Here is a 23,904-nt window from a genome sequence, read left to right on the forward strand (position 1 = left end):
CAAGCCCCTCTTGATTACGGTTTAGCGCGCTATTGCCTGGCCACCGCTGAACCCATGCTATCTGAGGTGATAACAATGAAAATGAAGAAAAGTCTCGTTGCCCTTTGTTTATCTGCAGGGTTATTTGCCAGCGCACCTGGCATCAGCCTGGCCGATGTGAATATTGTTCCGCAGAACACCACCGCGGCCCCATCTATTCCCACTGCGGCGCTGCAGCAGTTAACCTGGACGCCTGTTGATCAATCCAAAACCCAGTCTTCGCCGCTTGCGACAGCGGGTCAGCGTCTGGATGTCGCCGGTATTACTGGCCCGGTCGCTGCGTATAGCGTCCCGGCGAATATTGGCGAACTCACCCTGACGCTGTCCAGTGAAGTGAATAAACAAACCAGCGTATTTGCGCCAAACGTATTAATTCTTGACCAAAACATGACGCCATCTGCGTTCTTCCCCAGCAGCTATTTTACCTACCAGGAGCCCGGCGTGATGAGTGCCGATCGTCTGGAAGGGGTAATGCGTCTGACGCCAGCGCTGGGTCAGCAAAAACTCTATGTTTTGGTCTTTACCACTGATAAAGATCTCCAGCAGACCACAACCCTGCTTGACCCGGCAAAAGCCTATGCCAAGGGCGTAGGTAACGCTATTCCGGATATTCCAGACCCGATCGCCCGTCATACCACCGACGGTTTACTGAAACTGAAAGTCAAAACCAGCTCCTCCTCCAGTGTTCTGGTCGGGCCGCTGTTTGGCTCATCCGGCCCTGGTCCTGTCACGGTGGGCAATACCGCCGCGCCTGCGGTGACCTATGCGGCTCCGGCAGCAGCCGTTGCTGCTCCAGCGCCACAACCGGTGAAGAAAAGTGAGCCGATGCTGAACGACACGGAAAGTTATTTTAACCAGGGCATTAAGGATGCCGTTGCGAAAGGCGATGTCGATAAAGCGCTGAAGCTGCTTGATGAAGCTGAGCGTCTGGGATCCAAATCTGCCCGATCCACCTTTATCAGCAGTGTAAAAGGCAAGGGGTAAACATCGCCCCGCATTGTTGATTTTGCAACAACTGGTGCGTCTCCTGGCGCACCTTTTTTTATCCTTCGGTGCTAATTGTTACACTTATGTTGCTCTGGCGATCACTTAATTGTGTTTGCTCACCCCGTAATGCATTTTCTGCGATACAATGCCTTCAAGTTATAAATCGGAGAGTAAGGCATGGCACACCCTGCGTTAACGCAACTGCGTGCGCTGCGTTATTTTGATGCGATCCCGGCGCTGGACGCCCAACTGCTCGACTGGTTGTTACTGGAAGATTCCATGACTAAACGTTTTGAGCAGCAGGGAAAACAGGTCACCGTAACGTTGATTCGCGAAGCATTCGTTGGGCAAAATGAGGTGCCTGAAGAGCTGCCGCTGCTGCCTAAAGAGTCCCGTTATTGGTTACGTGAGATCCTGTTATGCGCGGATGGTGAACCCTGGCTTGCCGGGCGGACCGTGGTGCCTGAATCAACCTTGTGCGGCCCTGAGCTGGCCTTACAAAATCTGGGGAAAACCCCGCTCGGACGTTACCTGTTTACATCATCGACATTGACCCGAGATTTTATTGAGATTGGCCGCGATGCAGCGCTGTGGGGGCGCCGTTCCCGCCTGCGGCTGAGCGGTAAGCCGCTGATGCTTACCGAGCTTTTTCTACCTGCATCGCCGTTGTACTGAGAGGAAGATAAAGATGGAGTGGAGTCTGACGCAGAATAAGCTGCTGGCATTTCACCGCTTGATGCGTACGGATAAGCCAATCGGTGCCTTACTGCTGCTCTGGCCTACGCTGTGGGCATTGTGGGTGGCAACCCCAGGCATGCCGCAATTGTGGATCCTGGCGGTTTTTGTCGCTGGCGTTTGGTTAATGCGCGCCGCCGGCTGCGTGGTGAATGATTATGCCGACAGGAAATTTGACGGACACGTTAAACGCACCGCAAATCGACCGCTGCCAAGCGGGGCAGTCACTGAAAAAGAGGCCCGAACGCTGTTCGTCGTATTGGTACTGCTGGCCTTCCTGCTGGTTTTGACGCTCAACACGATGACCATTTTGTTGTCCGTTGCGGCGTTAGCGCTGGCGTGGGTTTACCCGTTCATGAAGCGCTATACGCACCTGCCGCAGGTGGTGCTGGGGGCGGCGTTTGGCTGGTCGATCCCGATGGCGTTCGCCGCCGTGAGCGAGTCCGTACCGCTGAGCTGCTGGCTGATGTTCCTCGCCAATATTCTCTGGGCTGTGGCCTACGACACCCAATATGCGATGGTTGACCGCGATGATGACCTGAAGATCGGCATTAAATCGACCGCGATTCTGTTCGGTCAAAACGACAAGCTGATCATTGGTATCCTGCAGGTGGGCGTACTGGTGCTGATGGCGCTGGTGGGTTGGCTAAACGGGCTGGGACTGGGTTATTATTGGTCTCTGCTGGTGGCCGGCGCGCTGTTTGTATATCAGCAGAAACTGATCGTCAATCGCGAGCGTGATGCCTGTTTTAAAGCGTTTATGAACAATAACTACGTCGGTTTGGTGCTGTTCTTAGGGCTGGCGATGAGCTACTGGCATTTTTGAGTTTGGCTTAGCCTGCAAAATAAAAAACCGGTCATTTCATTTCGACCGGTTTTTTTATGCTTACTCGCCCTGTGTGGCGCTCTCGATGGTCAGACGCACATCTGACGTGACCAGTTCGGCCAACATCTGATAGATCTTCATCGTCTCTTCCGGTTCGGCATCTCCGGTATCGCTGATGAATCCCTCGTCACGCAGCGTCAGCACCAGAGAGCTGAACACGGCTTTATCGAAGAATTCCGGCGCGTTAATGCCGTGCAGTACGGAGAGGCGTTGCGCCACGGTACGGCTCTCTTTCTCCAGCGTGCCACGGTTGATAGACGGGTTCGCGCTCAGCAGCCAGAAGGTAATGGCGTAGCGTTGCAACGTCTCGCGAGCACCCGCCGCCAACAGCTGTAGCGTACGAGAGCGGGCCGGATTGATATGCAGTTCGTCATCGTTCAGGGCGATCAGTCCCTGGCGCTGCATTTCGCTGGCCAGTTCGTCAATCACTCCGGTGAGTTCATCACGCTCCCAACGTAAGAACAGCTCTGCTTTCAGCATTGGGTACAGCGCATCAATATGCTGCTGTAGCGCGGCGCGTGAAATACGACGATGCTGAGTCACAATGGCTGCCATCAACGAAGGCAGAACCAGCATATGCGCAATGTTGTTGCGGTAATAGGTCATCAATACCGCCTGCTCGCGCGGCAGAATGATGATGTCACCGATGGTGTCTTTCTCGACCTCAAACTTATTCATCTGTAAGGCGTGGTCGATCAATTCACTGGCGCTCTGCGCAGGAACCGTACAATCTGCCGCATACGGCACGTTGCGCAGCAGACTCAGATAGCAGTCGAGCTGTTCAGTCAGTTGCTCACGGGTCAGAGAGCGCTGGCGGGAGGCCAACAGCGCGGTACAGCACAGGTTCATGGCATTGGCCGCGCCTGCATTGTTAATGCGTACCATCAGATCGGCGGCAATGCTATTTACCGTCGGCGTCAGCCAGGCCGGACGGATGGACTCGATAGGATCGATCGATTCACGCCACTCCGGTACATGCTGGTTGAGGTAAGTCATCAATGGCATCGGTTCGCCAAAGTTGACATAACCCTGACCCAGATTACGCAGCTTGCTCAAGCCACGCAGCATTTGCGGCAAACTCTCTTTCTCTTTCGTCGCGCCACGCAGCTCTTTCGCGTACGTGCCCACTTCCATTACGTGCTCGTAGCCGATGTAGATGGGGACGAGGGTAATCGGACGCGTACCGCCGCGCAGCATCGCCTGAATGGTCATCGACAGCGTGCCGGTTTTCGGGTCGAGCAGACGCCCGGTACGTGAACGGCCTCCTTCGACAAAGTATTCAACCGAGTAGCCGCGGCTGAACAACTCGCCCAGGTATTCGCGGAAAACGGTGGAATAGAGCTTGTTGCCCTTGAAGGTACGACGAATAAAGAACGCGCCCAGACGACGGAAAATCGGACCTGCTGGCCAGAAGTTCAGGTTGATACCGGCAGCGATGTGCGGCGGAACCAGCCCCTGGTGGTACAGAACGTACGACAGCAGCATATAGTCCATATGGCTGCGGTGGCACGGAACATAGACGATTTCGTGCCCATCGTGCGCCAACTGACGTACACGCTCCGCATTGTGAACGTTAATCCCCTGATACAGACGGTTCCAGGTAAAGCCCAGAATACGGTCTGTCAGACGAATCATCTCGTAGGAGAAGTTGGCGGCAATCTCTTCCATCAGCGCAATGGCATTTTGCTGCGCTTTTTCGTGGGAGATTTTTTTACTGCGCGCTTCATCTTCTACCGCGCGAGCGATAGCTTTTGAGGCCAGCAGTTTATTGAACAGGTCCTGGCGGGCAGGGAGGCGCGGGCCGACTGCGGCCAGACGCTGACGAGCAAAGTGCATGCGCGCCACACGAGCCAGCTTCTGAGCGATGATTTTATCCGTACCGTGTTCGTCCGCCATGCGACGCAGGGAGACCGATGGGGAGAAGCGGACAAAACTGTCGCGACCCAGCCAGGACACAGCAAAGAATTTCTGTACGCCGTTCAGCATGCGCAGCGGCGGATTGACCTCGCCTTTTTCACGCCCAGGCGCGCGGCCAAACATCACCGAAACCGGCACCATTTGCACATCCAGGTCTGGATTGCTGCGATGCAAGTCGAGATAGTTATGGAACAGCTTAATGGACTCTTCTTTCGGCGTGTAATAGGTGAACACGCGCGGGCCGCCGTGAATAAACACGTAGCGCGGCAGCAGAGTTCCGTCTATCTCCAGCGGTTCCAGGGGATCCGGGAGATCGTGCACCAGACATTGGGCACGCAGCGTCAGCAAGTCTGCTTTTGAGTTGTACGGTAGGACGTACATAATGGGACGCGAAGTATCGAGCCCCAATTCCGGGGCAGGTTCTGCCGGAATAGACTTGCTTTTTACCAGGACGCTTAATGGTAAATTCAGTAATTTGTAGTAAATTCGTGGCCAGCCGGACATAAACGATGTAAAGCCTCTGGTTAATAATGCAAATGCGCTGCAAGGATATCAGAAAGTTTAGTGAATTTCTGGTGTATCCGGTCATACTTCGCGCTGCTTTGCCACACCCTGAAACAAACGGGGTAACGTTACAATGACATTGACGCTAATAATGTAAAAAGGTTCTTTTTGATGGCCAATAATACCACTGGATTCACCCGAATTATCAAAGCTGCAGGCTATTCCTGGAAAGGTTTTCGCGCCGCATGGATCAATGAGGCGGCATTCCGCCAGGAAAGCGTTGCCGTACTGTTGGGCGTAGCCATCGCCTGCTGGCTGGACGTCGACGCCATTACCCGCGTGCTGTTGATTGGTTCCGTGATGCTGGTGATGATCGTTGAAATCCTCAACAGTGCGATTGAGGCGGTGGTTGACCGTATTGGCTCTGAGTATCACGAACTTTCCGGTCGGGCGAAAGATATGGGCTCGGCAGCGGTATTGCTGTCTATTTTTGTCGCTCTGATCACCTGGGGCATCCTGTTGTGGTCGCATTTGCGATAAAGATTCCACAACTGCATAAATCTCCTGTTTTTTGTGCAGTTTGCGGTTCCAAAATCACCTTTAGCTGTATATACTCACAGCATAACTGTATATACACCCAGGGGGCGGAATGAAAGCGTTAACGGCCAGGCAGCAAGAGGTGTTTGATCTCATTAGGGATCACATCAGCCAGACAGGTATGCCACCGACGCGTGCGGAGATCGCGCAGCGTTTGGGGTTCCGTTCCCCAAACGCCGCTGAAGAACACCTGAAAGCGCTTGCGCGTAAAGGCGTCCTTGAAATTGTATCCGGCGCATCGCGCGGTATTCGACTGCTGCAGGAAGAAGAAGAAGGGTTACCGCTTGTCGGACGCGTAGCGGCAGGCGAGCCACTGCTGGCGCAGCAGCACATCGAAGGCCACTATCAGGTCGATCCTTCACTGTTCAAACCGAACGCCGATTTTCTGCTGCGCGTTAGCGGTATGTCGATGAAAGACATCGGTATTATGGACGGTGATTTACTGGCTGTGCATAAAACTCAGGATGTGCGTAACGGTCAGGTCGTTGTTGCCCGTATCGACGACGAAGTCACCGTCAAGCGTCTGAAAAAGCAGGGCAACAAGGTTGAACTCCTGCCAGAAAACAGCGAATTTAAACCTATTGTTGTCGACCTGCGCGAGCAAAACTTCACTATTGAAGGGTTGGCGGTAGGCGTCATTCGTAACGGTGAATGGCTGTAATTTTCTGTTGATTACCTGTCGGCCGGATAAGACGTTTACGTCGCTATCCGGCAACTTGCTTGGTGGCGCTACGCTTACCGGGCCTACACTGCATCTTTTTTCAGTACATCTAACTTCTTCTCAGGCTCTCCTGTATGCCTTTCTTTACCTCTTCTGATAAAGCACTCTGGTACCTCGCCTTACCGATGATCTTCTCCAATATCACCGTTCCCCTGTTGGGACTGGTGGATACCGCGGTGATTGGTCATCTGGATAGTCCGGTCTATCTTGGCGGCGTTGCTGTTGGCGCCACGGCGACCAGCTTTCTCTTTATGCTGCTGCTTTTTTTGCGCATGAGTACCACCGGCCTTACCGCGCAGGCATTTGGCGCGAAAAATCCGCAGGCGCTGGCGCGCGCGTTGGTGCAGCCGCTATTGCTGGCGCTGGGCGCGGGGTTGCTTATCGCACTGTTTCGTACGCCGATTATCGATCTGGCTCTGCACATTGTCGGCGGAAGTGAGGCGGTACTGGAGCAGGCCCGACGTTTCCTGGAAATCCGCTGGTTAAGCGCACCCGCGTCGCTGGCGAATCTGGTGCTGCTCGGTTGGTTACTTGGCGTTCAGTATGCGCGCGCGCCAGTTATCCTGTTGATTGTCGGCAATATTCTCAACATTGTGCTCGATTTATGGCTGGTAATGGGCCTGCATATGAACGTGCAGGGGGCGGCGTTGGCGACGGTGATTGCCGAATATGCCACGCTGCTGATTGGCCTGATGATGGTACGCAAAGTCCTGCATATGCGTGGAATTTCGCTGGCAATGTTGAAGCTGGCGTGGCGTGGCAACTTCCGTCGTTTGCTGGCGCTCAACCGCGACATCATGCTGCGTTCTCTGCTGCTACAGCTCTGCTTTGGGGCCATTACAGTTCTGGGCGCGCGTTTGGGAGGCGATATCATCGCGGTTAACGCCGTTCTGATGACTCTGCTGACGTTTACCGCCTACGCGCTGGATGGATTTGCCTATGCTGTGGAAGCGCATTCGGGTCAGGCCTATGGGGCGAGGGATGGCAGCCAGTTGCTTGATGTCTGGCGGGCGGCCTGTCGACAGTCCGGTATTGTGGCTATTCTGTTTTCGCTGGTTTATGCCCTGTTTGGCGAGCAGATTGTTGCGCTGCTGACCTCGCTGCCGCAAATCCAACAGTTGGCCGATCGCTATCTTTTCTGGCAGGTGGTTTTGCCGCTGGTGGGGGTGTGGTGTTATCTGCTCGACGGTATGTTTATTGGCGCGACACGGGCTGCAGAAATGCGCAACAGTATGGCCGTTGCCGCAGCAGGGTTCGCATTAACGCTACTGGCTTTACCGTTGCTGGGAAATCATGGTTTGTGGCTGGCGTTAACCGTTTTTCTCGCGCTGCGTGGGCTTTCCCTGGCCTTTATCTGGCGGCGTCACTGGCGTAATGGAACCTGGTTTGCCTGAGCGGATGGTTAAAAATTCCGAATAATAAATAAAACCCAGAATCCCTGACTACACTTATTCTCACGTCCAGCAAAAACAGCATGTGTCTGGACATGGCACTCTCGCTATTCACAACCTAACGATGAGGACTTGATGATGAATAAAGACGAAGTCGGCGGTAACTGGAAGCAGTTTAAAGGTAAAGTGAAAGAGCAATGGGGCAAACTGACCGATGATGATATGACGGTCATTGAAGGTAAACGTGACCAACTGGTCGGTAAAGTCCAGGAGCGTTACGGTTACGCGAAAGATCAGGCGGAGAAAGAAGTGACCGATTGGGAAAAACGTAATGATTACCGCTGGTAATTAACCCTTCCCTCCTGAGAGTACAAGGATGTACGCTCTCCCACCCGCTTAACGCCCAACTTTCTTCTTCACCTGAATCGTATGGTCATGCTGGCATTCGCCAGGGTGACGACATGACTCAACCTCCACACAGGCCGGGCACAGTCCATGGGCTTCAATAACGTTATGTCGCAGGGCAAAACCCATTTTTGCTGCCAGCGTATGCATGATGTCTTCCACGCCTTCCGCGCACTCTTCTTTTACCACACCACAGCGGTCGCAAATGAACATTGCGGAACTGTGAGTTGGCTGATCGAACAGATGGCAAAGCACATAGCTGTTGGTGGATTCCACCTTGTGCACAAACCCTTGTTCCAGCAGAAAATCGAGCGCACGATACACGGTCGGCGGCTTGGCCTGCGGCTCGGTTTCCCGCAACAGGTCAAGTAGGTCGTAAGCGCTGATTGCGCCTTCCTGCAGGCTCATCAGGCGCAGCACTTCGAGGCGTTGTGGCGTAAGCCGTACGTTGCGTTGCGCACAGAGTTTTTCAGCTTGAGCCAATAACTCCTGCGTGGTGGTTTTGTCCATTTGGCGCCTCGATTTGCGTGCAAGGTTAATCCCTTACTTTAACATGTTCTGTTTAAAACACCGAGATCCACCGCGGTGTGCTATACCTGACCCATCGCAATACTGGAAAATAATCATGAAAAGACCCGATTGTATTCGTCACTGGCGTGAAGTTGAGGGGGCTGATGACTCCACCTATCCCGACAGCGATGAGCTGTTTTCCATAGGTGCGCCGCTTGCCCGCAAGCTGGGGTTAGGGCGACTCGGCATTCATCATGAGCGCCTGCCGCCGGGCCGACGCACCTCGTATCCGCACGCTGAAAGTGATGAGGAAGAGTTTATCTATGTGCTGGAGGGATATCCTGAAGCCTGGATTAACGGTTATTTATGGAAGCTGGAGCCGGGCGACAGCGTCGGTTTCCCGGCGGGCACCGGCGTGTGTCACACCTTTATCAATAACACCAGTGAAGAGGTTCGTCTGCTGGTCGTGGGTGAGGCGAACAAAAAATACAATCGTATTTATTATCCGCTTAATCCGGTTTATGCCGCCACGCGTGAGGACCGTTGGGTCGACCATCCGCCGCAGTTTTTTGGATCTCACGACGGAAAACCGGGGCGTAAATAGCGCTTGTCGGGGAGCAGGGAGGGGGAACCGCGAGGATGTGGCTCACTATCGTAACGGTCTATGCTATAGTAGCGCCCCTTTTTTAACCGGATGCTTGAATATTCGCCATGCTGCCTGAATCTCAGTCTACCGCTTTTCCCGCTCATCGTTTTTCTATCGCGCCGATGCTTGACTGGACGGACAGACATTGCCGCTACTTTTTGCGCTTACTGTCCAGCCAGACGCTGCTCTACACGGAGATGGTAACCACCGGCGCGATCATTCATGGTAAAGGCGATTATCTGGCGTATAGCGAAGAAGAACATCCGGTCGCTTTGCAACTGGGCGGGAGCGATCCGGCTGCGCTGGCGCAGTGCGCAAAGCTTGCTGAACAACGGGGCTATGACGAAATTAACCTCAACGTGGGTTGCCCTTCCGATCGTGTACAGAATGGAATGTTTGGTGCCTGTCTGATGGGGAATGCGCAACTGGTCGCTGATTGCGTCAAAGCGATGCGCGATGTGGTATCGATTCCGGTAACGGTGAAAACCCGTATTGGTATTGATGACCAGGACAGCTACGAATTCCTGTGCGATTTCATCAACACGGTCACCGGTAACGGTGAATGTGAGATGTTTATCATCCACGCCCGCAAGGCCTGGCTGTCCGGGCTAAGCCCGAAAGAAAACCGCGAAATCCCACCGCTGGATTATGACCGTGTTTATCAGCTAAAGCGCGATTTTCCGCATCTGACGATGTCGATCAACGGTGGCATAAAATCGTTGGAAGAAGCGAAAATCCATCTGCAACATATGGATGGCGTGATGGTGGGGCGCGAAGCTTATCAAAACCCAGGCATTCTGGCGTCCGTTGACCGCGAGATTTTTGCTGTCACCAGCGAAGATGCCGATCCGGTCGCCGTAGTGCGTGCGATGTATCCGTATATTGAGCGTGAACTGAGTAAAGGAACCTATTTGGGGCATGTCACGCGCCATATGCTGGGACTGTTTCAGGGGATTCCTGGGGCACGGCAGTGGCGTCGCTATCTGAGCGAAAATGCGCATAAAGCCGGGGCAGATATTGAGGTTCTGGAACATGCGCTGAAGCTGGTGGCAGACAAACGTTAAGTTTTCACCAAAAGTTAGTGAATTTCACCACGCCCTGCGCTTCGTCGCGGGGCGTTTGCTTTATAAATCAATATATTAATTTTGGCATGTTTCTTGTAAAGCTGTGGAGAGTATTTCATTTCGGGAGAGAGCCATGCTGGAACTACTTTTTGTGATTGGATTTTTTATCATGCTGATGGTCACCGGCGTATCTTTGCTGGGAGTGCTGGCCGCATTGGTGGTAGCCACTGTGGTGATGTTTTTGGGCGGACTATTTGCGTTGATGATTAAACTGTTGCCCTGGCTGTTATTGGCCGTTGCCGTGGTGTGGGTTATCAAGGCGATAAAAGCGCCAAAAGTCCCACAGTATCAGCGCAATAACCGCCGATTTTACTAAGGTATTGAGCGGTGTGTCACAACCTGCAACATTGCCTTTAGAAGCAAATAGGAATTGATTATCAAATCTGTCACTATTGCCAGGTTAACGAATTCATCGAGCTGTACCCTACATACAGCCGAACTAAAAAAAGAAAGGGCTTCCTACGGGAAGCCCTAATTCTTTCTTCCCCCTTCATAATTCAAACCGCAGGTTTGTTGGCGGCTTGAATTATTTAACGGAAATGAGGGCGTTACGGGATCAGCAAACTCGACCCCTGTGTGGCCCGGCTTTCCAGCACTTCATGAGCATGCTGCGCGTCGTGCAGTGCGAACGTCTGGCCCGGTGCGACATCCACTTTGATCACTCCGCTGGCAATCAGCGAGAAAAGCTCATTGCTGGCTTCGGTTAATTCATGGTGGTTGGTGATGTAACCCTGGAGTGAAGGGCGAGTCACGTACAGCGAACCTTTCTGATTCAGAATGCCTAAGTTAACGCCAGTCACCGGTCCGGAAGCATTACCAAAGCTGACCATGAGCCCCCGGCGCTGCAGGCAATCCAGTGAGGCTTCCCAGGTATCTTTCCCCACCGAGTCATACACCACCCGCACTTTTTTACCGCCAGTGATCTCTTTTACACGTTCTACAATGCTCTCTTCACGATAGTTAATGACCTGCCATGCGCCGGCCTGCAGCGCAATTTGCGCTTTTTGCGCATTACCGACGGTGCCAATCAGCTTCGCACCCAATGCTTTTGCCCACTGGCAGGCAATCATACCGACGCCGCCTGCTGCCGCATGGAACAAAAATGGTTCATCGGGCTGAATTTCATAGGTCTTACGCAACAGATAAAAAACGGTGAGCCCTTTAAGAAATGAGGCGGCAGCTTGTTCAAACGAGATAGCGTTGGGCAAAATAGCGGTTTTATCCGCCGGGACGTTATGCACTGAGCTGTAGGCGCCCAGGGGAGACTGAGCGTAAACCACGCGATCGCCGGCTTTAATGTGCGTCACTTTGCTACCGACTTTACTGACCACGCCTGCGGCTTCGGTACCCAGACCGCTGGGCAGAGAAGGCGGCGGATAAAGACCACTGCGGATATAGGTGTCGATATAGTTGATCCCAATCGCTTTGTTCTCGACCTGGATTTCATTTTCCGCCGGGTCTACGGGCGTAAACTCCACTGCCTTGAGTACATCAGGGCCACCATGCTTGTGAAATTCAATACGTGTTGCCATGCTTCCTCCAAAAGAAATGTGGTAATCTTTCGACCCAATCATTATCTCGGTAACTCCATTCACTATGGCAGGAAATAAACCCTTCAACAAACAACAGACTGATGCTCGTGAGCGCGATCCCCAGGTCGCCGGGCTGAAAGTACCGCCGCACTCGATTGAAGCGGAACAGTCGGTGTTGGGCGGTTTAATGCTGGATAACGAACGCTGGGACGATGTGGCCGAGCGTGTGGTGGCGGAAGATTTTTATACCCGACCGCACCGGCACATCTTCACCGAAATGCATCGCCTGCAGGAGATGGGAAAACCCATCGATCTGATCACGCTTGCAGAATCGCTGGAAGTTCAGGGGCAACTGGACAGCGTCGGCGGTTTTGCTTACCTGGCTGAGTTATCTAAAAATACGCCAAGTGCAGCGAACATTAGTGCCTATGCGGATATTGTCCGCGAACGTGCCGTTGTTCGTGACATGATTTCGGTGGCGAACGAGATCGCGGAAGCCGGGTTTGATCCGCAAGGCCGTTCCAGTGAAGATCTGCTGGACCTCGCGGAATCCCGCGTCTTTAAAATTGCTGAAAGTCGCGCCAATAAAGACGAAGGTCCGAAAAATATTACCGATGTGCTCGACGCTACCGTCGCGCGTATCGAACAGTTGTTCCAGCAACCACACGATGGTGTCACCGGGGTCAACACCGGTTATGACGACCTCAATAAAAAGACTGCTGGTTTGCAGCCGTCAGACTTAATTATCGTCGCCGCGCGTCCGTCGATGGGTAAAACGACATTTGCAATGAACCTCGTCGAAAATGCGGCGATGCTGCAAGATAAGCCGGTTCTTATCTTTAGTCTTGAAATGCCCTCAGAACAGATCATGATGCGTTCCCTGGCCTCACTCTCACGTGTAGACCAAACCAAAATCCGTACCGGTCAACTGGATGATGAAGACTGGGCGCGAATTTCCGGAACAATGGGTATTTTGCTGGAGAAACGAAACATCTATATTGATGACTCCTCCGGCCTGACGCCAACGGAAGTGCGATCACGTGCCCGTCGTATCGCCCGCGAACACGGTGGTATCGGACTTATCATGATCGACTACCTGCAACTGATGCGCGTGCCGTCGCTCTCCGACAACCGTACGCTGGAAATTGCTGAAATTTCCCGCTCGCTGAAAGCGTTAGCGAAAGAACTGCATGTGCCGGTGGTGGCGCTGTCGCAGCTTAACCGCTCTCTGGAACAACGCGCCGATAAGCGTCCGGTCAACTCGGATCTGCGTGAGTCCGGCTCCATCGAGCAGGATGCCGACTTAATCATGTTTATCTATCGTGATGAGGTTTATCACGAAAACAGCGACTTGAAAGGCATCGCCGAGATCATTATCGGTAAACAGCGTAACGGCCCGATCGGTACGGTGCGCCTGACGTTTAACGGTCAGTGGTCGCGCTTCGATAACTATGCTGGCCCGCAGTACGACGACGAATAACAACACTGAATCAGGTTACTCAAGCAAATACTTATCAAGGAATACAAATGCAAGCGGCAACTGTAGTCATTAACCGCCGCGCTCTGCGACACAACCTGCAACGTCTGCGTGAACTGGCTCCAGCCAGTAAACTGGTTGCGGTCGTGAAAGCGAACGCTTACGGCCATGGTCTGTTAGAGACCGCGCGAACGCTCCCCGATGCGGACGCTTTTGGTGTCGCTCGTCTTGAAGAAGCCCTGCGGTTGCGAGCGGGAGGGATCACGCAGCCCATCCTGCTGCTGGAAGGATTTTTTGATGCTTCCGATCTGCCGACTATCTCCGCGCAGCGTCTGCATACTGCCGTCCACAACCAGGAGCAGCTTGAAGCTCTGGAAGCCGCGGTACTGGCTGAACCGGTCACCGTCTGGATGAAGCTCGACACGGGAATGCACCGCCTGGGCGTGCGTCCGGAGCAGGCCGAGGCGTTTTATCAGCGCTTGACGCAATGCGAAAACGTGCGCCAGCCGGTCAATATCGTCAGCCACTTTGCGCGCGCGGACGAGCCTGAGTGCGGCGCGACCGAAAAGCAGCTCGATATCTTCAATAGCTTTTGCGCGGGTAAACCGGGTCAACGTTCGATCGCCGCGTCGGGTGGTATTCTGCTGTGGCCGCAGTCTCACTTCGACTGGGCGCGTCCGGGGCTGATTCTGTATGGCGTATCGCCGTTGGAAAACCACTCTATCGGTGCCGATTTTGGCTGCCAGCCGGTGATGTCGCTCACTTCCAGCCTAATTGCGGTGCGTGAACACAAAGCGGGCGAGCCGGTTGGCTATGGTGGAACCTGGCTGAGCGAGCGCGACACGCGTCTGGGCGTGGTGGCGATGGGCTATGGCGATGGTTATCCGCGCGCTGCGCCGTCTGGGACACCGGTACTGGTCAATGGCCGTGAAGTGCCGATCGTCGGTCGCGTCGCGATGGATATGATTTGCGTCGATTTAGGTCCCGAGGCGCAGGATAAAGCCGGCGATTCGGTTATCCTGTGGGGTGAAGGCCTGCCCGTTGAACGCATTGCTGAAATGACGAAAGTAAGTGCTTACGAACTTATCACGCGCCTGACCTCAAGGGTGGCAATGAAGTATATCGATTAAGTTCATGATGTGCCGGATAAGGCGGTTACGCCGCCATCCGGCAATATTCCTCTCAACATCCTCTCGATCTTCTCCCGCTTCCGGTTTATTGTGTTCTTAACCCCTGCCTGTAAACCTGGAGAACCACACGTGTTTCAAAAAGTTGACGCCTACGCCGGCGACCCGATTTTATCGCTCATGGAGCGTTTCAAAGAAGATTCACGTAGCGACAAAGTGAACCTCAGCATCGGTCTGTACTACAACGAAGACGGCATTATTCCTCAGCTTAAAGCGGTGGCAGAAGCGGAAGCCCGACTGAATGCCAAACCGCATGGCGCTTCGCTGTATCTGCCGATGGAAGGCCTGAACACTTATCGCCATACTATTGCGCCGCTGTTGTTTGGCGCAGAGCATCCGGTTCTCCAGCAGCAGCGCGTCGCAACGATTCAGACGCTGGGCGGCTCCGGTGCGCTAAAGGTTGGTGCAGACTTCCTGAAACGCTATTTCCCTGATTCTGGCGTGTGGGTCAGCGATCCGACCTGGGAAAACCACATCGCGATTTTTGAAGGTGCTGGGTTCGAAGTAAGTACTTACCCCTGGTATGACGACACCACCAATGGCGTGCGTTTCAACGACCTGCTGGCCACGCTGAACACCTTACCGGCGCGCAGCATCGTACTGCTGCATCCGTGCTGCCATAACCCGACGGGTGCGGATTTAACCCCCGCGCAATGGGATGGTGTCATTGAGATCCTGAAAGCTCGCGATCTGATCCCGTTCCTGGATATTGCTTACCAGGGTTTCGGCGGCGGAATGGAAGACGATGCCTATGCGATCCGCGCCATGGCCAGCGCCGGATTGCCTGCACTGGTCAGCAACTCATTCTCGAAGATTTTCTCTTTGTACGGCGAACGTGTCGGCGGACTTTCAGTGGTCTGTGAAGACGCTGATGCCGCCAGCCGCGTTCTGGGGCAGCTAAAAGCGACGGTGCGTCGTAACTATTCCAGCCCGCCAAACTTTGGTGCGCAGGTCGTGGCCGCGGTGTTGGGTGATGACGCGCTGAAAGCCAACTGGCTGGCGGAAGTCGAAGAGATGCGTACCCGTATTCTGGCGATGCGCCAGGCGCTGGTTAACGTATTGAATGCGGAGATCCCTGGTCGTAACTTTGATTACCTGCTGCAACAGCGCGGGATGTTCAGCTATACCGGGCTCAGCGCTGCTCAGGTCGATCGCCTGCGCGATGAGTTCGGTGTGTACCTGATAGCCAGCGGTCGTATGTGCGTGGCCGGGTTGAATCACGGTAACGTGCAGCGGGTGGCGAAGGCATTTGCCGCTGTCATGTAACCGGGTTTTTAGGCCTGATAAGCGTCGCGCCATCAGGCATTGTATTGCCGGATGGCGGTGTAATCACCTTATCCGGCCTACTTTCTTTCACCGTGCTATTGGTCTGTTTTCCAATGTGATCATGCTCTTTTTCCAGGACAAAACCAGAGAAAATCCTTCCTTTCCCTCCCCCTAAGGGGTAAGGTCAGATAGTTTTTTGACCAGTTGTTAATAAAAAAATGATAACTAACTGACTACTTAGGGAAAAATATGCGCAAGTTTACGTTGGCACTGAGTGCCGTTTGTTTATTGTTCACGCTAAATCAGCCGGCCCAGGCGTTAGTTTCTTCTCCCTCTCAGCTTAATCCAGGCACCAACGTTGCAAAACTCGCTGAGCAGGCACCCATTCACTGGGTCTCCGTGGCACAAATTGAAAACAGCCTGACCGGACGCCCGCCGATGGCCGTCGGGTTTGATATCGATGACACCGTCCTCTTTTCCAGCCCAGGCTTCTGGCGCGGAAAAAAAACGTATTCTCCGGACAGTGAGGATTACCTGAAAAATCCGGCCTTCTGGGAAAAAATGAACAATGGCTGGGACGAATTCAGCATTCCGAAAGAAGTGGCGCGTCAGTTGATTGATATGCACGTGCGTCGCGGCGACAGCATCTTTTTCGTAACCGGGCGTAGCCAGACGAAGACCGAAACGGTGTCGAAAACGCTGTCCGATAACTTTCACATCCCGGCCGGCAATATGAACCCGGTCATTTTTGCCGGTGATAAGCCGGGCCAGAATACGAAAACGCAGTGGCTGCAGGATAAAAATATCCGCATGTTCTACGGCGACTCTGATAATGACATTACCGCCGCCCGAGACGTGGGTATTCGCGGCATTCGTATTTTACGCGCTTCTAACTCCACTTATAAACCGTTGCCACAGGCCGGCGCGTTTGGTGAAGAGGTGATCGTCAACTCGGAGTATTGAGGACGTTGCTTGCGGTTGTTGTTTTTTTAAACAAATTTGCGTTACCTGCTTTTACCTTTTGCGGACTTGCTGCACACTGAATAAAAGATGTTCTCATTAGGCAATATGCTGGTAAGGGGAATTAAGATGACGAATTCGGAGTTGCTGCAATACTGCATGGCAAAAATGGGCGCCGAGCAGAGCGTACACAGTGACTGGAAGGCCACACAAATCAAAGTCGAAGATGTGCTTTTTGCCATGGTAAAAGAGGTGGAAGAACGCCCGGCAGTGTCACTGAAAACCAGCCCGGAACTGGCAGAGTTGTTACGTCAGCAGCATAGCGATGTACGGCCAAGCCGGCATCTCAATAAGGCGCACTGGAGTACGGTGTATCTGGACGGCTCGCTGCCGGATTCGCAAATCTACTACCTGGTAGACGCGTCTTATCAGCAGGCCGTAAACACGCTGCCGGAAGATAAACGCCGGATACTGGCGCAGTCCTGATCTGTTTTCCGCAATGAGGCGCCAGCGCCTTATCCGGCCTACAAGCAATTATGCATATTTTGTAGGCCTGATAAGCGTAGCGCCATCGGCATGATTACAACAGTGGTTTGAGGAAACGGGCCGTGTGTGAGGCTTCACACTCAGCGACTGTTTCTGGTGTGCCTGAAACCAGAATTTCCCCGCCGCCGCTGCCGCCTTCCGGACCGAGATCGACAATCCAGTCAGCGGTTTTTATCACGTCCAGATTGTGCTCAATCACTACGATGGTGTTGCCCTGATCCCGGAGCTGATGCAGCACGTCCAGCAGTTGCTGAATATCCGCAAAATGCAGACCGGTGGTCGGTTCGTCGAGAATATACAGCGTTTGACCGGTACCGCGTTTGGACAGTTCACGCGCCAGCTTCACGCGCTGCGCTTCACCGCCCGAGAGCGTGGTGGCGGACTGACCCAGTCGAATGTACGTCAGACCCACGTCCATCAGCGTTTGCAGCTTACGCGCCAGCGCCGGAACGGCATCGAAGAACTCACGCGCTTCTTCAATCGTCATATCCAGCACTTCGTGGATAGTCTTGCCCTTGTACTTAATCTCCAGAGTTTCGCGGTTATAGCGCTTGCCTTTACACTGATCGCACGGCACGTAGATATCCGGCAGAAAGTGCATTTCGACTTTGATCACGCCGTCGCCCTGACAAGCTTCACAGCGTCCGCCGCGGACGTTAAAGCTGAAACGACCCGGAGTATAACCGCGCGCACGCGACTCCGGCACACCGGCAAACAGTTCGCGCACTGGCGTAAACACGCCGGTGTAGGTTGCCGGGTTAGAGCGCGGCGTACGGCCAATCGGGCTTTGGTCAATGTCGATCACTTTGTCGAAATGTTCCAGGCCCTGAACATCACGATATGGCGCGGGTTCCGCCAGCGTGGCGCCGTTCAGCGCCGTCTGCGCAATCGGGAACAGCGTGTCGTTAATTAGCGTCGATTTACCCGAACCGGAAACACCGGTAATGCAGGTAAATAAACCAACCGGCAGCGTCAGGGTGACATCTTTCAGGTTGTTACCGCGCGCGCCGGTCAGCTTCAACACTTTTTCCGGGTCTGCCGCCACGCGCTGTTTCGGCACTTCAATCTTGCGCTTACCGCTCATGTACTGGCCGGTCAGCGACTCAGGCACGGCCATGATATCTTTTAGCGTACCTTCGGCAACCACCTGGCCGCCGTGAACGCCCGCGCCGGGGCCGATGTCGATAACGTGGTCAGCGGCGCGAATCGCGTCTTCATCGTGCTCAACCACAATGACGGTATTGCCCAGATTACGCAGGTGGATAAGCGTACCCAACAGACGCTCGTTATCGCGCTGATGCAGACCGATAGACGGTTCATCCAGTACATACATTACGCCGACCAGACCTGCGCCGATCTGGCTTGCCAGACGAATACGCTGGGCTTCGCCGCCGGAGAGCGTTTCTGCTGAACGCGACAGCGTCAGATAGTTGAGGCCGACGTTGACCAGGAACTTCAGACGATCGCCAATCTCTTTGAGAATTTTCTCTGCGATCTTCGCTCGCTGACCCGCAAGCTTCAGGTTGTTGAAGAAATCCATGGCGTGACCGATGCTCATGTCGGAAATCGCGGGCAGCGGCGTATTTTCGACAAATACGTGGCGGGCTTCCCGGCGTAAACGCGTCCCCTCACAGCTGGCGCACGGTCGGTTGCTAATGAACTTGGCTAATTCTTCACGTACCGCGCTGGATTCCGTCTCTTTATAACGGCGCTCCATATTGTGCAATACGCCTTCGAACGGATGGCGGCGTACGGACGTATCGCCGCGATCGTTCATGTATTTAAATTCGATATTCTCTTTACCGGAACCGTACAGCACCACTTTATGCACGGCAGGGTTCAGGCTGGCCCATGGGGCTTCGACGTCGAATTTATAGTGTTCCGCCAGTGACTTAAGCATCTGGAAGTAATAGAAGTTACGGCGATCCCAGCCGCGGATAGCACCACCGGCCAGCGACAGTTCCGGATTTTGGATCACCCGGTCAGGATCGAAATACTGCTGCACGCCGAGACCGTCACAGGTCGGGCATGCACCCGCTGGGTTATTGAACGAGAACAGACGTGGTTCCAGCTCGCGCATGCTGTAGCCGCAGATCGGGCAGGCGAAGTTGGCGGAGAACAGCAACTCTTCCGCTTTCGGATCGTCCATATCGGCGACTACCGCCGTACCACCGGACAGTTCCAGCGCGGTTTCAAAGGATTCTGCCAGTCGCTGGGTGAGATCGTCGCGTACTTTAAAGCGGTCAATCACCACTTCAATAGTGTGTTTCTTTTGCAGTTCAAGCTTGGGCGGATCGGAAAGGTCGCACACTTCACCGTCGATACGGGCGCGGATATAGCCCTGGCCTGCCAGGTTTTCCAGCGTTTTAGTATGCTCGCCTTTACGCTCCTTAATCACCGGCGCCAGCAGCATCAGACGTTTGCCTTCCGGCTGCGACAGAACGTTGTCCACCATCTGGCTAACGGTCTGGGCCGCCAGGGGAACGTCGTGATCCGGGCAGCGCGGTTCGCCAACGCGGGCAAACAACAGGCGCAGATAGTCGTGAATTTCGGTAATCGTACCTACCGTGGATCGCGGGTTGTGGGATGTCGATTTTTGTTCAATTGAGATGGCGGGAGACAGCCCCTCAATGTGGTCGACATCCGGCTTTTCCATCAGCGACAGAAACTGACGCGCGTACGCGGAAAGGGATTCAACGTAACGACGCTGCCCTTCGGCATACAAGGTGTCGAAAGCGAGCGAAGATTTGCCTGAGCCCGAAAGCCCGGTGACGACAATCAGCTTGTCGCGCGGGATGACGAGGTTGATGTTTTTGAGATTATGGGTGCGGGCGCCCCGAACTTCGATCTTATCCATTCATCTTTCCCGGATTAAACGCTTTTTTGCCTGGCTGCATGGTGCTACCGGCGATCACAAACGGTTAATTATGACACAACCTGACCTGAATGGATATACAGTATTGGAATGCAAAACGCAGATGCCTGTGCAACAATGTCTGTCTGGGGTTGTTTACTGGAATCGATCTCGCAACGTAGTAAAAGCGCTATTGGAAATGCTACAATCCCGCGCTTACACTTATTCAGTAACGTTTTTCAGGAGACACGATCATGGCCAGCAGAGGCGTAAACAAGGTGATTCTCGTCGGTAATCTGGGCCAGGACCCGGAAGTACGCTATATGCCGAATGGTGGCGCAGTTGCCAACATTACGCTGGCTACTTCCGAATCCTGGCGTGATAAAGCGACCGGCGAAATGAAAGAGCAGACTGAATGGCACCGTGTGGTGCTGTTCGGCAAACTGGCGGAAGTTGCCAGCGAATATCTGCGTAAAGGTTCCCAGGTCTATATCGAAGGTCAGCTGCGTACCCGCAAATGGACCGATCAATCCGGCGTAGAAAAGTACACCACTGAAGTTGTGGTTAACGTTGGCGGCACCATGCAAATGCTGGGCGGTCGTCAGGGTGGTGGTGCTCCGGCAGGTGGCGGCCAGCAGCAGGGTGGTTGGGGTCAGCCTCAGCAGCCGCAAGGTGGCAATCAGTTCAGCGGCGGCGCGCAGTCTCGCCCGCAGCAGTCGGCTCCGGCAGCACCGTCTAATGAGCCGCCGATGGATTTCGACGACGATATTCCGTTCTAATCCTTCTGCTTTTCGCTGAAAATTATGGCTACCTCAGGACTGAGGTAGCCATATGCAATTCTGTTATCAGTTCAACACCATCGGCCAGTCTGGCGGTGTATGGCTCATCACTTCAACCATTACGGTTTCAATGTTCTTCCAGATTGCGGACATATCCACCAGGGTTATGCCGAGTAATCCGGTCGCAAACCAGCAGGCAAAAACCAGCCCTAAACCGCTGCTAATGACGGCCAGGCCAATATAATCTGATTTACGAAAACGGATATTGAGCGTACTGGCTAAAAACATCAGCACTGCACTGAGTAATTGCCACCGCAGAAGAACCACGCCAGTTGTTATCGTTGCCATGAAAAACGTCCTCAGAAAGTCTGGATGCCCAGGACAGCGCGGGGGTGTTCACCGAGGGTGTAGTACTCTGGCTATCGACGGGCAATAACATGAATGAAACATCGTTTCTGTTACATGATTTTTGTGAACTATATCACATATGCTCGTTTGTTCACCAGTGTTGGACGTATTTTTTGCAGGATGATAACCATGTTAAATATGTGGTTATATTCAAGGAAGCAATGATACTAAATAATCAACTCTAAAGATGCATTTGCGTTACCTGTTTTATTTATCCTAAATTAATCGTTAAAAAAATCTAATGAATTTCTTAAATAAAGCCAGGATAGTGCTTATAAAAAATTACTCCTTGGGGATAATAACGTTATGAAATAAGCATAACTTTAAGTTTGCCTTACGGAAAAATAATATCATCATCAACTATTATCAGACTTTTACATAGAGAAGTCTGTTGCTAATACTGATAGATTCATGCAACTTAATCAGTCGGTGTTTATAGCATCTTGCCTTAATGGGTTCTGGCATATACGAAACAGGGAAACAGGGCTGACATGAATCACAGTGCGCGACGCAAGATACTGAAGTTCCTCGGAACATTCATGGTGGTATTGCTCCCCGTGGTGCTGGCGTTATGGTTTGCTCAAATCCGGGCAATGTCCGAAACCCGTAATCAACTTCGCTCTTTTGCGCAACTGGTGTTAAATAAAACTGAATTGGTGATCCAACAAGCCGATTTAGCGCGAGATATGGCCCTGTTGTATCAAGGTAAGATGTGTACCCCGGCACATCAGAAAAATATGCTAGATATTATTCGTGGTCGTTTATATATCAGCGAGCTAATTTATGCGCAGGGCGATCATTTTTTGTGCTCTACGTCGATGGCGCCGCCAGTCGCCTATATTATGCCGACCGCCGACTATAAACGTACGCCGGACATCTCCATCTATTACTATCGCGATACCCCCTTTTTCGCTGGCTACAGAATGACGTATATGCAACGTGGAAACTACGTTGCCGTCATCAACCCATTATCTTACAGCGAAGTTATGTCAGATGACCCGGACCTGTCCTGGGGCGTGTATGACACGGTAACGGGTACTTTTTTCTCTGCCAGCGAAGGGGCGCCTATTGCGCAGTTATTGCCGTTGGTGCGCGGTGAAGCCTCAACCTTCCAGTTGGACGATCGCTTCTACACCAAAGTGCATTCAGAAAAACGCCCGATTGCGATTATTGTGTCGACCTCGGATAAACGCATACATTCGATTTTCTATCATGAGGCTGCGTTAACGATTCCTTTCGGGATTATCTGCAGCATCCTGATGCTGTTAATGTGGTGGCGCACGCGTCAGGAATACTTATCTCCCCGCCGCTTGTTAAAACGAGCAATCAAAAAACGTCAACTGTGTCTGCACTACCAGCCGATCATTGATATCGAAAACGGTCAGTGCGTAGGGGCTGAGGCTCTGCTGCGCTGGCCGGGCTGTGATGGTGAAGTAATGAGCCCAACCGAGTTTATTCCACTGGCTGAAAAAGAGGGAATGATTGAGCGGATCACGGATTACGTGATTGAAGAGGTGTTCAACGATTTAGGATATTTTCTTTCGGCGCATCCTCAGCTTTATATCTCGATAAACCTCTCTGCTTCTGACTTTCATTCATCCCGACTTATTGCCCTGATTACCGACAAAAACCGTGAGTACTCTGTGGCGGCCCAGCAAATTAAAGTCGAGGTGACGGAACGCGGGTTTATTGATGTAGATAAAATGACCGCGGTAATCCAGGCGTTTCGTCAGGCGGGTTATGAAGTGGCGTTTGATGATTTTGGGACGGGATATTCCAATCTACACAATTTATCCGCGTTGAATATCGATATCCTGAAGATCGACAAATCATTTATTAGTACGTTGTCCACCAACAGCACCAGTCACCTGATTGCCGAACATATCATCGAAATGGCGCAAAGCTTACACCTGAAGATGATTGCGGAAGGGGTAGAGACGGTTGAGCAAATCGAGTGGCTGCGCGAACGTGGCGTACAGTATTGTCAGGGCTGGTATTTTGCGAAGGCGCTGCCGCCACAGGAGTTCATGCACTGGATACAACGGTCGCCCGCCATACTGACGCAGAGCGGGCAATAATCTTACAGGCGGTGGCGGTAATCGCTGGGGGTACGATCAAACTCGCGGCGAAACACGCGTGAGAAGGTTTGTTGTGATACGTAACCAAGATCCATTGCGATATCGAAAATAGGTCGCTCGGTCGTCCGCAGTTCAACAGCAGCCAGCAGGAGTCGACGCTGGCGGATATAGTCACCCAACGTCTGGCGCATCACCGTGCGGAACATTCTCTGTAAATACCACTTCGAGTAACCTGATTTTTTCGCGACCGCCTCAATGTTCAGCGGCTGATCGATATGGTCGTCAATCCATTCAATAAGGGTCTGAATAATCTGCTGATGGGACATAGGGCTGCCTCTTTTTCAGTATTCGATTC

Annotated in this window: 23 protein-coding genes; 17 read left to right on the top strand and 6 right to left on the bottom strand. The window is 53.0% G+C overall.

Going from position 1 to position 23,904, the window contains the following annotated elements; all coding sequences use genetic code 11:
* Positions 1–75: 75 nt before the first annotated feature.
* From malM to ubiA, 3 genes are all read left to right on the top strand, one after another.
* On the top strand, positions 76–1,023 hold the full coding sequence (malM, locus tag HV334_RS01425) for a maltose operon protein MalM (protein ID WP_016155345.1): 948 nt from the start codon (positions 76–78) through the stop codon (positions 1,021–1,023).
* Positions 1,024–1,203: 180 nt separating this feature from the next.
* A complete protein-coding gene (gene ubiC, locus HV334_RS01430) occupies positions 1,204–1,701 on the top strand; it encodes a chorismate lyase (RefSeq protein WP_181221085.1) in 498 nt (165 codons plus the stop codon).
* A gap of 13 nt (positions 1,702–1,714) precedes the next feature.
* Positions 1,715–2,587 carry a 4-hydroxybenzoate octaprenyltransferase gene (gene ubiA, locus HV334_RS01435; protein ID WP_003826589.1) on the top strand — a complete coding sequence of 291 codons (873 nt, stop codon included), beginning with the start codon at positions 1,715–1,717 and terminating at the stop codon, positions 2,585–2,587.
* 60 nt (positions 2,588–2,647) lie between these two features.
* Here the strand turns inward: ubiA and plsB are convergent, their stop codons facing one another.
* A complete protein-coding gene (plsB, locus tag HV334_RS01440; protein ID WP_047499542.1) occupies positions 2,648–5,068 on the bottom strand; it encodes a glycerol-3-phosphate 1-O-acyltransferase PlsB in 2,421 nt (806 codons plus the stop codon).
* A gap of 171 nt (positions 5,069–5,239) precedes the next feature.
* On the opposite strand from plsB, the gene HV334_RS01445 reads away from it, so the two are divergent.
* The 4 genes from HV334_RS01445 to HV334_RS01460 all read left to right on the top strand — a co-directional run bounded on the left by HV334_RS01445 (position 5,240) and on the right by HV334_RS01460 (position 8,125).
* Positions 5,240–5,608 carry a diacylglycerol kinase gene (locus HV334_RS01445; protein ID WP_003826594.1) on the top strand — a complete coding sequence of 123 codons (369 nt, stop codon included), beginning with the start codon at positions 5,240–5,242 and terminating at the stop codon, positions 5,606–5,608.
* A 109-nt stretch (positions 5,609–5,717) separates the two neighbouring features.
* Positions 5,718–6,326, top strand: a complete 609-nt coding sequence (gene lexA / locus HV334_RS01450) for a transcriptional repressor LexA (RefSeq protein WP_003826596.1) — start codon at positions 5,718–5,720, stop codon at positions 6,324–6,326.
* Positions 6,327–6,460: 134 nt separating this feature from the next.
* Positions 6,461–7,780, top strand: a complete 1,320-nt coding sequence (gene dinF / locus HV334_RS01455; RefSeq protein WP_181221086.1) for an MATE family efflux transporter DinF — start codon at positions 6,461–6,463, stop codon at positions 7,778–7,780.
* Between the two features lie 135 nt (positions 7,781–7,915).
* A complete protein-coding gene (locus HV334_RS01460; protein WP_019077869.1) occupies positions 7,916–8,125 on the top strand; it encodes a CsbD family protein in 210 nt (69 codons plus the stop codon).
* A 48-nt stretch (positions 8,126–8,173) separates the two neighbouring features.
* Here the strand turns inward: HV334_RS01460 and zur are convergent, their stop codons facing one another.
* A complete protein-coding gene (gene zur, locus HV334_RS01465) occupies positions 8,174–8,692 on the bottom strand; it encodes a zinc uptake transcriptional repressor Zur (protein ID WP_003031709.1) in 519 nt (172 codons plus the stop codon).
* Positions 8,693–8,807: 115 nt separating this feature from the next.
* Here zur and HV334_RS01470 point away from each other — a divergent pair, with 115 nt between their 5' ends.
* The 3 genes from HV334_RS01470 (at position 8,808) to pspG (ending at position 10,778) form a co-directional block, all read left to right on the top strand.
* The gene (locus tag HV334_RS01470; RefSeq protein ID WP_016155350.1) at positions 8,808–9,296 is read left to right on the top strand and encodes a cupin domain-containing protein; all 489 of its coding nucleotides are present in this window, start codon (positions 8,808–8,810) and stop codon (positions 9,294–9,296) included.
* A 107-nt stretch (positions 9,297–9,403) separates the two neighbouring features.
* Complete coding sequence (gene dusA, locus HV334_RS01475; protein ID WP_047499544.1) at positions 9,404–10,402, top strand: tRNA dihydrouridine(20/20a) synthase DusA; 999 nt, start codon at positions 9,404–9,406, stop codon at positions 10,400–10,402.
* Between the two features lie 133 nt (positions 10,403–10,535).
* The gene (gene pspG / locus HV334_RS01480; RefSeq protein WP_016155352.1) at positions 10,536–10,778 is read left to right on the top strand and encodes an envelope stress response protein PspG; all 243 of its coding nucleotides are present in this window, start codon (positions 10,536–10,538) and stop codon (positions 10,776–10,778) included.
* A gap of 232 nt (positions 10,779–11,010) precedes the next feature.
* Here pspG and HV334_RS01485 read toward each other — a convergent pair whose 3' ends face one another.
* Positions 11,011–11,994 carry a quinone oxidoreductase gene (locus HV334_RS01485; protein ID WP_141876101.1) on the bottom strand — a complete coding sequence of 328 codons (984 nt, stop codon included), beginning with the start codon at positions 11,992–11,994 and terminating at the stop codon, positions 11,011–11,013.
* Between the two features lie 64 nt (positions 11,995–12,058).
* On the opposite strand from HV334_RS01485, the gene dnaB reads away from it, so the two are divergent.
* From dnaB to HV334_RS01510, 5 genes are all read left to right on the top strand, one after another.
* Positions 12,059–13,474 (top strand): replicative DNA helicase, encoded by a 1,416-nt coding sequence (gene dnaB, locus HV334_RS01490; protein WP_003826610.1) that lies wholly within the window; start codon positions 12,059–12,061, stop codon positions 13,472–13,474.
* Positions 13,475–13,521: 47 nt separating this feature from the next.
* A complete protein-coding gene (gene alr, locus HV334_RS01495) occupies positions 13,522–14,601 on the top strand; it encodes an alanine racemase (protein WP_016155354.1) in 1,080 nt (359 codons plus the stop codon).
* 129 nt (positions 14,602–14,730) lie between these two features.
* Positions 14,731–15,924: an aromatic amino acid transaminase gene (gene tyrB / locus HV334_RS01500; protein ID WP_181221087.1), complete on the top strand. Its 1,194-nt coding sequence runs from the start codon at positions 14,731–14,733 to the stop codon at positions 15,922–15,924.
* A 249-nt stretch (positions 15,925–16,173) separates the two neighbouring features.
* Entirely contained in the window at positions 16,174–16,887 is a 714-nt protein-coding gene (gene aphA / locus HV334_RS01505) for an acid phosphatase AphA (RefSeq protein ID WP_003826615.1), read from the top strand.
* Between the two features lie 126 nt (positions 16,888–17,013).
* Positions 17,014–17,370, top strand: a complete 357-nt coding sequence (locus HV334_RS01510) for an MmcQ/YjbR family DNA-binding protein (protein WP_016155357.1) — start codon at positions 17,014–17,016, stop codon at positions 17,368–17,370.
* Positions 17,371–17,464: 94 nt separating this feature from the next.
* Here the strand turns inward: HV334_RS01510 and uvrA are convergent, their stop codons facing one another.
* A complete protein-coding gene (gene uvrA, locus HV334_RS01515) occupies positions 17,465–20,287 on the bottom strand; it encodes an excinuclease ABC subunit UvrA (RefSeq protein ID WP_016155358.1) in 2,823 nt (940 codons plus the stop codon).
* 251 nt (positions 20,288–20,538) lie between these two features.
* Between uvrA and ssb1 the strand changes: the two genes are divergently transcribed.
* A complete protein-coding gene (gene ssb1 / locus HV334_RS01520; protein WP_003826621.1) occupies positions 20,539–21,063 on the top strand; it encodes a single-stranded DNA-binding protein SSB1 in 525 nt (174 codons plus the stop codon).
* Between the two features lie 66 nt (positions 21,064–21,129).
* On the opposite strand, the gene HV334_RS01525 is transcribed toward ssb1, so the two are convergent.
* The gene (locus HV334_RS01525) at positions 21,130–21,411 is read right to left on the bottom strand and encodes a YjcB family protein (protein ID WP_016155360.1); all 282 of its coding nucleotides are present in this window, start codon (positions 21,409–21,411) and stop codon (positions 21,130–21,132) included.
* Positions 21,412–21,962: 551 nt separating this feature from the next.
* Here HV334_RS01525 and HV334_RS01530 point away from each other — a divergent pair.
* The gene (locus tag HV334_RS01530; RefSeq protein WP_047499546.1) at positions 21,963–23,549 is read left to right on the top strand and encodes an EAL domain-containing protein; all 1,587 of its coding nucleotides are present in this window, start codon (positions 21,963–21,965) and stop codon (positions 23,547–23,549) included.
* Between the two features lie 2 nt (positions 23,550–23,551).
* On the opposite strand, the gene soxS is transcribed toward HV334_RS01530, so the two are convergent.
* Complete coding sequence (soxS, locus tag HV334_RS01535) at positions 23,552–23,875, bottom strand: superoxide response transcriptional regulator SoxS (protein WP_016155362.1); 324 nt, start codon at positions 23,873–23,875, stop codon at positions 23,552–23,554.
* Positions 23,876–23,904 lie beyond the last annotated feature (29 nt).

Source organism: Citrobacter sp. RHBSTW-00944, from assembly GCF_013615435.1.
In the GTDB taxonomy this organism is placed as follows: domain Bacteria; phylum Pseudomonadota; class Gammaproteobacteria; order Enterobacterales; family Enterobacteriaceae; genus Citrobacter; species Citrobacter braakii.